Origin of the sequence: Caldalkalibacillus mannanilyticus JCM 10596, assembly GCF_000615945.1 — a bacterium.
Lineage (GTDB): Bacteria > Bacillota > Bacilli > Caldalkalibacillales > JCM-10596 > Bacillus_AT > Bacillus_AT mannanilyticus.
Genome location: NZ_BAMO01000021.1, coordinates 37193 through 50462, shown reverse-complemented (window position 1 = coordinate 50462; position 13270 = coordinate 37193). Strand labels below are relative to the sequence as shown.

Sequence of the window (13270 nt, the reverse complement as noted above, 5' to 3'; positions counted from 1 at the left end):
AGATGTATTACAAATAAAAGGTGGAGTGAATCTAGTGAATAAACATAAAAAACTTAGTTTCGTTGTCCTTCTATTGATAGGACTAGTGGGATGTATTTTCTATCTCGAAGCAAATAAATATAGAAGCGAACTAACAGTGAGTCAATGGCAAGAAAAAGAAGGCATTCATTTAACTCCTACTAACTACTTCAAGGGTGAATTTCCCTTAGAAGTAGATCGAGAAGTAGCGAAAAGTATCAGAGAACCGTTTGTTTCATTAGAACAGAAGAACAAAGATTTCTTAGACACTGTAGGCTATGAAGGCTTAGACCGGTATCAATTAGCGCGACAAATCGGTACTTACTACCCTGTTAATGAAGTCTTCCCGATAACAATGGAGTCCTTTTTTCAAGATGGACTTTCCTATTTTTTTGAATATCCAGAAGATGAAGATCTACGTCAACAGCGAGTGGATCTGACGATCAATGGATTTTGGATGCTAGAAAGTGAGCTTTTCTTAGATGTTTCAGTAGGGGATCTATTCTCACAGTATGAAACTAAAAAACTAGAAGAGAAATATATTCTTCCGTATTTGCCGATTGATTATGCGATTAGAAGCGTAGATGCAGTAGAAGGCATTAACACTGTCATTTTTGAGCATGAGTCGTGGCTAGTAGAAGAAGAAGATGGCTGGAAGATGGTGTTAAATATCAAGATAGAGTCTTTTCCTCTCAAGCGACGGTACTTGAATATAGAGCCAAAGCGCTATGAGCTTGACTTGGATGTCATTCCTTCAGTAGCAATCTCTAGAAAAGAGAGCCTGCCGATCAGCCATCATTTTGAATTGAAGCCAGTGTATCCTGGTAGGAAGTATGAGATGGGTCAGAAAATACGCCTATCACCAGATCATGAACTTGAGTTCGTCAGAATGGTGAATTATTATGATCACGCTGTTTGGGAAGTTATTGTTCATTCATCAACGGATGTGGATGTACTTAATGATTTTCGGATTCGCTGGCAGGTTCCAGTGGAGGGGAGTGTCACACCAGAGGCAGGTTATTTTTATCAGGAAATGGTTCACCTAGAAGAGCGAGGACATTTTTTACTATTTACCGACCGAATGGAGGACGTTGATCAACAACAAATCTCTCTACAAGTGTTCGATATGACGCTAATTCAAAGCAACAATATTACCATTGATCTTGAACATTTTTCGCCTGGGGATAAGCTGTTTTCTTATTTAGGCTGGACGTTTAAGCTGAAAAAATATGATGAACCCTTCCTAGAACCTCCCACTATCACTCTGGAGTTGGTTCCCTCTACTATCGAAGCTCCTTTTGCGCAGAAAGAAAAGAGAGAAGATAGCTACGAGTTAACAAACGGTTACTTTACACTCACAGGAATTCCCGCTGATGCAGAGCAACCAGAGGTGATCCTGAGAAGTATTGCTCCTTTTCTCGGTAAAGCTAGTGGTAGAAGTGATGTAGCCATCCAATTTGCACAGCCATATCGTACTCGCTCGTATTCTTTACCGGGTTCTGAGAAGGAAAGGCTAGATATACACTTGAGTAGTCAGTCAATATTGTATCACTACAAGTTAATGCTTCCTGAATTTATGTTGAGTTATCAAGGAACAGAAGAACATACATTAAATCTCCATTCAACGGATCGTTATTATGAAGCGAAATAGGGAAAAAATTTAATAATCATAAATAAATCAGGACTTCCATATATATTACCGTAAAGGTCTATTTTGGGAGGGGGAGCAGAATGTCTAACGAGCAATATTCGCCAATTAGATTTAAACTGGAAGAATCCGTATGGTTAGATCATCATGCAAGAGGTGCCGAAATCATTAGCTTAGAGCTTGAGCCGGACATTGAAGTGATGGAGGATGAAAACTATACAACGATTACAGGAAGCCTTGTGTTGAAGGGGCGCTTTGATGTGATAGAAGAAGAAGGGGATCATTCCCTAGATTTAGAATCTAGCTCTCTGGCAGAGCAGCTTCAATTTCAGCCTCTTCGAGTGGAGCAGCAAGAGGTGTTCGAAGAGAGTCACAGAGGTAAGATTTCACGAACATTTCCTGTGGATGTGACTGTACCAGTGAATCGAGTCAGTGACATCGATGAGGTCTATGTGAAAGTGGATCAGTTTGATTATAACGTGATTGATGGTCATCTCCTGCAAATCAAAGCGGATGTAGAGATTACAGGAATTTTAAGCGAAGCCATGGTTAGAGTAGAAGAGGAGCAAGAAGAAAGGTCTACTCTTCATGAAATAGCACCAGCTCCATTGCTACCAAGCTTTGATGTAGCCGCTTCGAGAGATGAGAACGCTGAGTATGACCCTAAAGAGGAAGTTGAACAGAATGAAGAACCTAGGGAGGCTCAGCAAGAGGCTCAGAGCGAAGAGAGAGAAGAAAACAAGGTAGACCTAAGAGCGGAGCTTCTAGGAGAGAAGCAAAGCGCTTCAGAGCCAGAATCAGCGCGCGACGAATCGAGTAAGGAGACGAGGGGGAACACGGAAATCTCTGAACAAGAAAAGGCGGCTAGAGGGGATTCAACCGAGGAAAAAGTCGAAGAGCTAGAAGCAAGGGAACATCATGAGGAAGAAGAAAGAGAGGCGGAGGAAGAAAAGGTCGTTCCTTTATTCAATCAAGAGATTAGAACAGTCTTTCATAGTAAGCCTTCAACGGAAGAAAGGGAAGAGAGTGAACAAGAGCCTGACAACGATCAGCCGAGGGAAGAGGAACCCAAAAAATCAAGTTCATTAACGACAAGTTTCTTAACTCAGCTCATGTCTTCACGCGAAACGGAAGAGCAAGAACAGTTTACAAGACTTAAGATGTGTATTATTCAGCGGAATGAATCGCTTGAATCGATTGCTGAGCGCTATTCCATACCTGTAAAAGACATCATGCGTGTCAATCAATTAAGCTCTGAGCAAATTGATGAAGGGCAGATTCTCTATATCCCAAAATCCTAATTCAAAGGGGGGGAAATCTTGAACCTTTCAACTCTATTACAAACGATAACGAAGGAATATCACTTTCATGTCTACCATACAACTCCTCTTGAGCATGGCTTTCGCTTAGAAACTAATGTAGGTTCTAAATATGCTTTCATTTGGAATCAGAAAGAGCAACTTCAACGCTCCTTTTATTGGAGAGAAGAGGTAGCAAAAAAAGGATTTCGTCAGATCGATCGATTCATTCGTACTAGAGATGGAGCCCCCTTTGTACAAATCAATAAGGAATACCTAGTTATTCAGGATGCTTTTGATGGAGAACAAATGGCATATGGATCAGCTGAAGTATGGGAACGAGTGGGGCAAATTTGCGGCATGATTTATATAGCATGTGTGGAGAGTTCCTCTACTTTTCAGGATCAGCAACAAAACCTACCGACTGATCGTGATCAGCCTTTTCCTCTGAGTCTTGTGAATCTTGAAGATCTTACTTTAATGAAAAGAAAGCTATTGGCTCAGGATAATATGTTTACTCACTTGGTCCATTTACATTGGAAGGAGCTAGAGAAAAGATGGAAGCATGCGCAAGCCATAGAAAGAGCCAGTCATGCCAAAAATTCTTTTCTTTTATTCTATCCTACATTGCACCTTGAGCAGTGGGTGATGCTAGAAAGAGGATTAGCTTTGCAATCAAAAAATCGTTCCTTGCTTCAAGGGCTGCAAGGAATTTCAGAGTTTATGCAGGAGGCTTTTCTTCAAGAGGAGGTAGGTTTAGAGCAGGTTGAAGCCTTCCTAACAGGATTTGAATCAACAAGCCAAGCGAGCTTAGAGGAACATTATTTGATCATGGCTCATATGATTTATCCGCGTACCTTTATGCGAATTCTAGGAGCCTACCTCTCGGGAATGGGAACGATTGAAGAGAGTGTAGAAAAGTGGATGGATGAGTGCGAGAAACAGGAGAAATTAGATCAACTCTATGTCTGGTTTGCAGAACGAATTGATCGACTGAGAGAGGAAACGGTATCGCTATGAAAGTACTTCACATGCTTTCGACCAAGCAGAAAGAGGAATGGGTACTTAATGAATATGATTTCTATCCAGAAAAGATAGAAACCCTCGGTTCAGTGAAAAAAGTGACTTGTAACCAAGGGATTTTTGCCTTGAAAAAAGCGAAGGTAAGTCTGGGCCACTTCTCCTTTATTGTTCAGTGTCTTCATCGATTAACGGAGCAACATTATCCATATATTCTGCCTTTATGCCGGAATAAATACGGAGATTATTTTGTACCTATTGAAGGAGATGCTTACTATGTTACTCCATGGATGGAGGATAAGGTAGAAGAAAAATACCTTCCTCAGTGGGAGAAAATATTGATTGAAGCCATGGGACAGCTCCATAAGAAAAGCTTAGGGGTTGAAACGAATGGGAATTCTGCTTTCTCGCTTACCCCTCCGCTTTTATTAAGGCGCTGGAAACAACGAGTGGATGACATGGAGGACTTGCGAAACTTTGCCAAGAGTCGAGATATCATGTCACCGCTTGAAATGACCTATGTGAAGCATTTTGAATGGTTGAAGGAAATGGCTACAAGAGCCATTCGGTTTTTAGAGGAATGGGATGAAAAGGTACCTGAGGGAGAAAGAAGAACGGTTTTATGTCATGGAGCTTTCACCGAAAGAATATTATTCATACAGTAGATCAAGTCTATATCCATCACTTTGAACAAGCTACTTTGGATTCTCCTGCAAGAGATATCGCTCTTTTTTATAGAAGGCATGGAGATAAGTTGTTGGAGAATGAAAAAGTAGCTTATGAATGGCTTGAAGCGTATGAACAGGAAAACCCTCTTCTGTCCTCGGAGAAGCTTCTTCTCTCGATCTATCTTCTCTTTCCCGAGGGAGTGTTTAAAGAAATAGAAATCTATTATCAAGGGAAGAGAGACTGGTCTCCGCTTAAAAAGGTGCGTTTCTTTGAGCGTCAGATTCAACTTATGCATTTCTTCCGTAAATTTGTGAAGCAAATGATCGAAGCGAAAAGCTGATCATCCGAAGTGCCTGGAGAATTTTCTCTAGGCACTTTTTTTCAACTCTAAGAGGATAAAAAAACGACAGAATGGCTTCTGTCGTCAAGAGATAGAACATCTACATCCAATCAAGCAGAAAAATAACAATGACCAGAAAGATGAGAACTAGGAGAAATACATCGAAGGGGGTAGGGAAGAAAATGGTGCGCACTAATTGAAAGATGGCGAGCGGGATAAAAATCTGCCGTGCTCCTTCTTTCGCCCTATAGCCCCAATATCGACATTGATACTTCAACTGATCCATTTTCATTTTCAATCTGTATCTATTAAATAGGGGTCCTCTCATTTTCATCACCTTGGCTACACATTCTGATGTAATAGTTTATGAACAAAGGAGCAAAAGGGTGTCTATTTATCTCGTTCTAACCGTCGGTAAGACTTCCTCTTCTACTTTATCTCGTGTTGGGCTTGACGAAGCCACCTTGCTGTATGGTAGAATAATAAGTACAATCTTGGTCAAAAATAATGATAGTACATAAGCTTGACAGACAACGATAGGGAAGAGTAAGTAGTGGATCATTTGCAGAGAGGAAAATGCTTGGCTGAAACATTTTCCGTGAAGAAGCTATTGAAGGTCACCCTGGAGTCATTTTCCTGAAAGCATGTGATGAAGTAAGAAACTAGATCTGTTCTAAGGAAAATCGGTAGATCCGTTATCTCTATAAGAGTGTACTTTGAACTGGCTCTTTTTAGAACCAGAGAAAAGTAAACAAAGGTGGTACCGCGAATCCTGTTCGTCCTTTAGTGATGGAGAGGTTTTTTATTTTTTCTGAAATACGAACAGGTTACCCCTAACAACAGATCAAAAAGCTGAAAAGAATGAAGGAGTGAGATCATTGACACAACAATCAGAAGTAACTATGCCTACAAAGTATGAACCTCAAACAGCAGAAGCAAAATGGTATAAACATTGGGTCGAAGGAGGTTTTTTCAAACCAAGTGATGATAAGAATAAGAAGCCTTACACCATCGTCATTCCTCCCCCGAATGTGACAGGTCGTCTCCATTTAGGGCATGCTTGGGATGGCACTCTACAAGATATTATTATCCGTATGAAAAGAATGCAGGGCTATGCAGCTCTATGGTTACCGGGAATGGACCATGCAGGGATTGCTACTCAAGCAAGGGTTGAGGCAAAGCTTCGAGAAGAAGGAAAGAGTCGTTATGACCTAGGGCGAGAAAAATTTGTTGATCAGGTCTGGGAATGGAAAGAGGAATATGCCAGTGTTATTCGTGAACAGTGGTCGAAGCTGGGACTTTCTGTAGATTATTCTCGCGAGCGCTTTACTCTTGATGAAGGGCTTTCCAAAGCAGTCAAAGAAGTATTTATTCAGCTCTACGAAAAAGGACTGATATATAGAGGGAAGTATATTATCAATTGGGACCCTCAGACTAAAACAGCACTTTCTGATATCGAAGTAGAATACAAGGAAGTGAAGGGGGCATTTTACCATTTAAAATATCCTCTAGCCGATGGCACAGGCTATATTGAAGTAGCTACAACACGTCCTGAAACCATGCTGGGAGATACAGCCGTGGCTGTCCATCCAGAGGATGAGCGATATAAGCACCTCATCGGTAAGAAAGTGATCCTGCCTGTTGTGGGACGTGAAATTGAAATTATTGCCGATGATTATGTTGATCGAGAATTTGGAAGTGGAGCCGTGAAGATTACTCCTGCTCATGACCCGAATGATTTTGAGATTGGCAATAGACATCAGCTAGAGCAAATCCTTGTCATGGATGAAGGCGGAGTCATGAATCACAATGCAGGTCCATATCAAGGCTTAGACCGCTTTGAGTGCCGTAAGAAGCTGGTGAAGGATTTACAAGAACAAGAGATTCTTTTCAAGATTGAGGAACATATTCATAGTGTCGGTCATAGCGAACGAAGCGGTGCTGTTGTTGAACCCTACTTATCTACACAATGGTTTGTCAAAATGAAGCCTCTTGCTGAAAAAGCAATTGAGCTACAGCAAAAAGAAACGGACAAAGTTCAATTCGTCCCTGATCGCTTCGAAAAAATCTACTTGCACTGGATTGAAAATGTTCGTGATTGGTGTATTTCACGCCAGCTATGGTGGGGTCATCGTATTCCTGCTTGGTATACCGAAAATGGAGAGGTTATTGTCGCACGAAACGAAGAAGAGGCTCTAAAACAAGCTCAAGAAAAATATCAGACGACGCAAATTACTCAGGATCATGATGTACTTGATACATGGTTTAGTTCAGGATTATGGCCGTTTTCAACGATGGGCTGGCCTGATCAGACGGAGGATTATAAGCGCTTCTACCCTACGGATTGCTTAGTAACAGGCTATGACATTATCTATTTCTGGGTAGCTAGAATGATATTCACAGCCCTTGAGTTTACTGATCAAAGACCTTTCAAAGATGTGTTGATTCATGGACTCATCCGAGATGCAGAAGGACGCAAAATGTCCAAATCGCTAGGTAATGGTGTCGATCCTATGGATGTAATTGAGCAGTATGGAGCAGATGCTCTTCGATTTATGCTCTCAACAGGAAGTTCACCAGGACATGATTTACGCTTCCATTGGGAGAAAGTAGAGCAAGCAAGAAACTTTGCGAATAAGATCTGGAATGCTTCTCGTTTTGCTTTGATGAATCTACAGGGCTTTACGGCAGAGGATATTGATCTAAGCGGAGATTTAAGTACAGCGAATAAGTGGATTTTACACCGCTTGAATCAAACCGTTCAAGATGTAACAAGGCTTTCTGAAACCTATGAATTTGGTGAAGTGGGTAGAATTTTATACAACTTTATTTGGGATGACCTGTGTGATTGGTACATTGAAATGGCGAAGATTCCACTCTATGGTGAAGACCAGCAGTTGAAAAAAGAAACTCAGTCAGTACTATGCTACACATTAGATCAAACCCTTCGTCTGCTCCATCCATTCATGCCGTTCTTAACAGAGGAAATCTGGCAGCACCTACCGCACGAGGGAGAGAGTATTACTGTTTCAGCTTGGCCAGAAGCCCAATCTAAATTCCAACATCCTGAAGCAGAGAAAGAAATGCAGCTTGTGATGGATGTGATTCGCTCCGTTCGTAATATTCGTGCAGAGGTCAATGTTCCATTAGGAAAACCTATTGAGCTAATGATCAAAGCGAAATCACCAGAGAGCTTAACGTATCTTGAGCGTAGCCAAAGCGTGATCAGCCGCTTAACGAACCCTGAAAAGCTTGAGATTTCCCTTGACTTAGCGGTTCCAGAGAAAGCCATGTCTGCTGTTCTTAGCGGGGCAGAAATTTACCTCCCTCTAGCAGGATTGATCGATATTTCTCAAGAAATTACAAGACTAGAGAAGGAATTAGCGAAGCTGGATTCTGAAGTAGAACGAGTAGAGAAGAAGCTGGCTAATCAAGGCTTTGTGGCGAAAGCCCCTGCTCATGTGATTGAAGAAGAAAAAGCTAAGCAAAAGGATTATATGGAGAAACGTGAACAAGTGAAAGCACGAATCAAGGAATTAAAAGCAGAGTAAATAATGGATGAGCAATGAATGAACCAACTATAGGCGAGCCGAATGCGGTTCGCCTTCTCTATGTATAGAAAAATAGGTAAGGGATGTGAATAAAGATGAATCAGACAGAATGGAAATCAGTTGATGAGGCGATTGAATGGATTCATAGCTTCCTCACTCTAGGAATCAAGCCAGGATTAAAACGGATGGAATGGATGTTAGAACGCTGCGGTCATCCTGAACGAAGGGTGAAGTTCATCCATGTCGGAGGAACCAATGGGAAGGGTTCTACAGTAAGCTATATGCGTCATGTATTGCAGGAGGCTGGATATGAAGTTGGTTCTTTTACTTCTCCCTATATCGAGCGCTTTCAAAATCGTATCCAAATCAATGGCCAGGATATAGCGGATCATGATCTCCTTTCTCTAGCTCAAAAAGTAAAGCCCTTAGCAGAGGAGTTAGCTGAAACAGAGCTGGGAGCTCCAACGGAATTTGAAATTGTGACGATGATTGCCATTCTCTATTATGCAACGGTGGCTTATCCAGATTACGTACTTTGGGAGGTAGGCTTGGGAGGAAGATTAGACTCTACAAATGTGGTCGTGCCTATATTGTCCATTATCACCAATGTTGGTTTTGACCATATACATATATTAGGCGATCGGATTGAGGAGATCGCATTTGAAAAAGCAGGAATCATCAAAGCAGGTATCCCCGTTGTGACGGGTGTAACCGATGATCAGGCTCTGCCAGTGATCGCTGAAAAAGCCAAAGAAATGAAAGCGACACTCTACACACTAAATTCAGGTTTTCATTATCAGTTAGAGAGTTTTACAGAAGAGCTCCAAACCTTTTCTTTTCAGTCGATGTTTCAGCAGTATGATCACCTTCTGCTTAGCATGAAAGGACCACACCAAGTTCATAATGCTTCCCTTGCCATCATGGCATTAGAGGTGCTCAAACAGTATTATGCTATCATTTGGGATGAAGAGCATTTGAGAGCGGGCTTGCAAAAAACAGAATGGATGGGGAGGCTGGAGAAAATTAATGAACAGCCTTTAACCTATCTTGATGGTGCTCATAATCCTGAAGGAATGGAAGCCCTTAGCCAAACCATTCAGATGTACTATTCAGATCGACCGATTACGGTAATATTTTCTGCTATGAAAGATAAAGAAATGAAAGGAATGTTGAAAAAATAGAGGGATTGGTCGACCGCTTGATCTTAACACAGTTTTCATTTCCAAGAGTTGCTTCGGTGGCAGAGTTAATGCAGCAAATAGAAACAATAGATGCAACGATAGAGATACAGGGAGAAGAGGATTGGAAGAAAGCGTACCAGAAGGTGGTACAAGAAGCCACTCCTAATGAAGTGATCTTCATAACAGGATCGCTCTATTTCATCTCAGAAGTACGTCAATACTTAAAAAACAACTAAAGGTGGGTGAACCCTTTGAGTCGACTTGAACATGTCCACTTTATTGGTATAGGTGGTTCAGGAATGAGTGCTATTGCAAAAGTGATGGTAGAGATGGGATACCGGGTATCGGGTTCAGATATCCAAGAACATGAAATCACAAAACAATTGCAGACTCAAGGGGTGAAATTCTATTCATCACACCAAGCGGAGAATGTGCAAGGAGCCGATATAGTTGTCTATTCCTCTGGTATTCCTGAGGATAACGTAGAGTTGATCTCTGCGAACCAAAAGGAGATTCCGCTTCTCCATCGCTCAGAAGCATTAGCTCAACTGCTCAATCAGAAGGAAGGCATTGCAGTAACAGGAGCTCATGGCAAAACAACAACTTCGTCTATGATCTCTTTAATGTTGTCACGAGCGGGGCTAGATCCGACCTTTGTGATAGGTGGAGAGATTCTAGATTTTGGCTATAACGCCAAAGCGGGAGCTAGCGAATATGTTATTGCTGAAGCAGATGAAAGCGATGGCTCTTTTCTGCAATACTTCCCCAAGCACGCCATTATCACCAATATAGAAGCCGATCATCTTGAAAACTATAAAGGAGATTTTGAAAATTTAAAGGAAGCCTACCTCCAGTTTGTTCATCAGATTAAGCCTCAGGGTACTTTAATTTATTGTCAGGACGATCCTATTAACCAAGAGCTGATAAGCAGAAAGGAAATACAGGAAATCCTGCTGGAAAGAAAGATAGAAATCCTTTCTTATGCAATTGATTCTGAAAATTCTAACATAAGAGCGAAAAATCTCTTGCTCAGCAACCGTTCGGTACAATGCCAAGTTTGGGATAGAGAACAGTTGCTTGGGGAACTATGCTTGAATGTTCCGGGAAAACATAATCTATTAAATGCCCTTGCCTCGATTTGTTTAGGTCTTAAACTACATGTCCCTTTTCATCTGATGCAGGAAGCCCTGAAAGGATTTGTTGGAGCCAAACGTAGATTTCAAGTAGTCAGTGAAGCAAGGGATATCCTCATCGTCGACGATTATGCCCATCACCCAACAGAGATTATGGCAACGATCGAAGCTGCCAAATCAACAGGTAGAAAAATGTATGTTGTTTTTCAGCCCCAAAGATACACTAGGACTTATTTCCTGTTAGAAGCTTTTAGCCATGCTTTTGCCGAAGCAGATCAAGTGATTATTGCTAATATCTACTCTCCAGCGGGAGAAGTACCGATCAAGGGGGTAAGCGGATCTGAATTAGCTTGTAAAATTGAAAAAAATAGTAATAAAAACACCATTTTTGTCCCAAATTATAAAGAGATTGTAGACTATCTAATCCAATCAACCTGTCCAGGTGACCTAATCTTAACCATGGGTGCAGGTGATATTTGGAAGGTAGCCTATCAATTAAAAGAGTATTACCATAATATTGAATAGTACAGAAGTTGATGGTAAAATAGTCACATGCATACCTCTTTATAGGTATTTATTATTAGGTAATATTCATTATAAAAAAATGGTATGAGGGGATGAAAAAATGGAAAAGTGGCATAAAATATGGATCTGCTCTATTTTCATTTTTTCATTTTCCATACTGGGATATTTTTTCATAACAGCGGATTTTACTCATCTCACCGTTTCCAACTATATAGGTATCTTCTTTTTTGTTCTTCTTCTTTTTTTAGTCGTGAGTTTTCCAGTAATGATTAATAATACCCATATTGTGATTATTCAACCGATCTTGCTTGCTGTTTTTTTACAGTATGGGTTACTTGTTGAAATTGTCGTTTCACAGGTAACGATCCTCTTTTTTTTGGTGAAGGCGGGGTTTCGCCAGTGGGAACGATACTTATTGAATTTGATGATGTTTCTCGTTACCTCTGTCGGTGCAGCTATGGTTTTTTTTCTTTTAGGGGGGCATACCAATCCGCATATCGATTCAATTGGAAATGTACAAGTCCTTCCGATCATTGCCTATGTGGGAGTATGTATAGCCATTAACCATGTGATCTTATTCTTTATGTTAAACAAACTATATAAGGAACACAGCTCTTTTTTATCTAAGGACTTAATGTGGGAGATTTTTATTAATCTCTTACTTACCCCAATCGGAGTCCTTATCTATGTTCTCTATGGTCATTTTCATATTCAGGCGATTTTTTATGCATGATTCCAGTCGTTGCGTTTTCTCTTATTTTTCGCTTTTATACACGGTTAGATCATCTGAACAAGCGATTACAGCAAATTAATGTTTCGGGAAATATCATTGGGCGTCAGCTTGAAGAGCATAAAGTCATTATGGAAGCAACGAATGCGATTTCTTCCCTTGTATCCTATGACTATTGCTCCATCTTTAAGATCAATGAGCCAACAGGAAAGCTGAAGGTGATTTATCACTATGGCTATGATCTAACTGAGAAAGAAAGAATGGAATTTCTAGGAAGAGAATTTAACTTAGGGGAAGGGCTTTCTGGAAAAGTAGCATTAGAAGGGAAATATAAGATTATTGGAGATTATCATAAGCAAGAACATATCTTACCTAATGAACCGAAGGGGATTACACGTCTTCAATCGATCTTGTCTGTCCCGTTGATTCGAAATCATAAAGTCATTGGAGTCTTGACAGTAGGGCATCGGGAGCGAGATAAATATTCTAATGAAGATGCGACTTTAATCGAAATTATTGCTAATCAGACGGCAATCGCCATAAAAAATGCTGAGAAATACCAACGAGCCAAGCGGCAGAGCGAGATCGATGAGTTAACGGGGCTATTTAACTACCGTCATTTTGAACACGAGCTATTTTCTTGGTTCAAGGAAGCTCAGGAGAAAAATGAACCGCTATCCCTGATTATCATGGATATTGATCATTTTAAAAAAATCAATGATACCTATGGGCATTTAGCTGGTAATCGGGTTCTTCATCATTTATCTACTTTGTTAATCAAAAAAATGCAAAGAAAGGGGCTCATCTCGCGCTATGGAGGAGAAGAGTTTACTATTCTCTTACCGAATACCACAGAAAAAGAAGCCTTTTTATTAGCAGAAGAGATAAGACAGGAAGTGGAATCACAATCCATTTTAATTCCTACAGATTTAACAAAAGTACAGGAGCACTTAGAAGAGATTCCGATCCAAGTGACCGTGAGTATGGGATTAGCTTGCTATCCCAAACATGCAGACGATTCGCTGAGCCTGATTCGCCATGCCGATCGAGCAATGTATATTGGAGCGAAGAGAAAGGGTAGAAATAAAGTTGCCGTCTATAGTGCAGTATAAAAGGAAAAAGCGCTTGTAGTGAGAGAAATCTTCACATACAAGCGC

The 13270-nt window shown here is 40.7% G+C and carries 12 protein-coding genes and 1 other annotated feature; of the genes, 11 read left to right on the top strand and 1 reads right to left on the bottom strand.

Features of this window, described 5'->3' with window-relative positions:
- Positions 1 to 34: 34 nt before the first annotated feature.
- From JCM10596_RS12595 to JCM10596_RS12575, 5 genes are all read left to right on the top strand, one after another.
- Positions 35 to 1669, top strand: a complete 1635-nt coding sequence (locus tag JCM10596_RS12595; RefSeq protein WP_025027438.1) for a hypothetical protein — start codon at positions 35 to 37, stop codon at positions 1667 to 1669.
- Positions 1670 to 1749: 80 nt separating this feature from the next.
- A complete protein-coding gene (locus tag JCM10596_RS12590) occupies positions 1750 to 2967 on the top strand; it encodes a LysM peptidoglycan-binding domain-containing protein (RefSeq protein ID WP_025027437.1) in 1218 nt (405 codons plus the stop codon).
- Between the two features lie 18 nt (positions 2968 to 2985).
- The gene (locus JCM10596_RS12585; protein ID WP_025027436.1) at positions 2986 to 3984 is read left to right on the top strand and encodes a hypothetical protein; all 999 of its coding nucleotides are present in this window, start codon (positions 2986 to 2988) and stop codon (positions 3982 to 3984) included.
- Positions 3981 to 4649 (top strand): YutH/CotS family kinase-like spore coat protein, encoded by a 669-nt coding sequence (locus JCM10596_RS12580; protein WP_025027435.1) that lies wholly within the window; start codon positions 3981 to 3983, stop codon positions 4647 to 4649. Before JCM10596_RS12585 ends, JCM10596_RS12580 begins: the two co-directional genes overlap by 4 nt.
- Complete coding sequence (locus JCM10596_RS12575; RefSeq protein WP_025027434.1) at positions 4607 to 4993, top strand: YutH/CotS family kinase-like spore coat protein; 387 nt, start codon at positions 4607 to 4609, stop codon at positions 4991 to 4993. The genes JCM10596_RS12580 and JCM10596_RS12575 overlap by 43 nt, the downstream gene beginning before the upstream one ends.
- Positions 4994 to 5093: 100 nt before the next feature.
- On the opposite strand, the gene JCM10596_RS12570 is transcribed toward JCM10596_RS12575, so the two are convergent.
- Positions 5094 to 5321, bottom strand: a complete 228-nt coding sequence (locus JCM10596_RS12570; RefSeq protein ID WP_148302590.1) for a YszA family small membrane protein — start codon at positions 5319 to 5321, stop codon at positions 5094 to 5096.
- Positions 5322 to 5517: 196 nt separating this feature from the next.
- Positions 5518 to 5780 (top strand) — a binding site (T-box leader).
- A 115-nt stretch (positions 5781 to 5895) separates the two neighbouring features.
- Between JCM10596_RS12570 and JCM10596_RS12565 the strand changes: the two genes are divergently transcribed.
- The 6 genes from JCM10596_RS12565 (at position 5896) to JCM10596_RS27885 (ending at position 13225) form a co-directional block, all read left to right on the top strand.
- Complete coding sequence (locus JCM10596_RS12565; protein WP_034681296.1) at positions 5896 to 8544, top strand: valine--tRNA ligase; 2649 nt, start codon at positions 5896 to 5898, stop codon at positions 8542 to 8544.
- A gap of 95 nt (positions 8545 to 8639) precedes the next feature.
- Positions 8640 to 9725 (top strand): bifunctional folylpolyglutamate synthase/dihydrofolate synthase, encoded by a 1086-nt coding sequence (locus JCM10596_RS25360; RefSeq protein ID WP_369345632.1) that lies wholly within the window; start codon positions 8640 to 8642, stop codon positions 9723 to 9725.
- 56 nt (positions 9726 to 9781) lie between these two features.
- On the top strand, positions 9782 to 9961 hold the full coding sequence (locus JCM10596_RS31355) for a hypothetical protein (protein ID WP_369345631.1): 180 nt from the start codon (positions 9782 to 9784) through the stop codon (positions 9959 to 9961).
- 15 nt (positions 9962 to 9976) lie between these two features.
- A complete protein-coding gene (gene murC, locus JCM10596_RS12555) occupies positions 9977 to 11383 on the top strand; it encodes a UDP-N-acetylmuramate--L-alanine ligase (protein ID WP_025027431.1) in 1407 nt (468 codons plus the stop codon).
- A gap of 100 nt (positions 11384 to 11483) precedes the next feature.
- Positions 11484 to 12116, top strand: coding sequence for a hypothetical protein (locus JCM10596_RS12550; protein ID WP_025027430.1), 633 nt, complete (start codon positions 11484 to 11486; stop codon positions 12114 to 12116).
- Positions 12113 to 13225, top strand: coding sequence for a sensor domain-containing diguanylate cyclase (locus JCM10596_RS27885; RefSeq protein WP_025027429.1), 1113 nt, complete (start codon positions 12113 to 12115; stop codon positions 13223 to 13225). The genes JCM10596_RS12550 and JCM10596_RS27885 overlap by 4 nt, the downstream gene beginning before the upstream one ends.
- Positions 13226 to 13270: the final 45 nt, after the last annotated feature.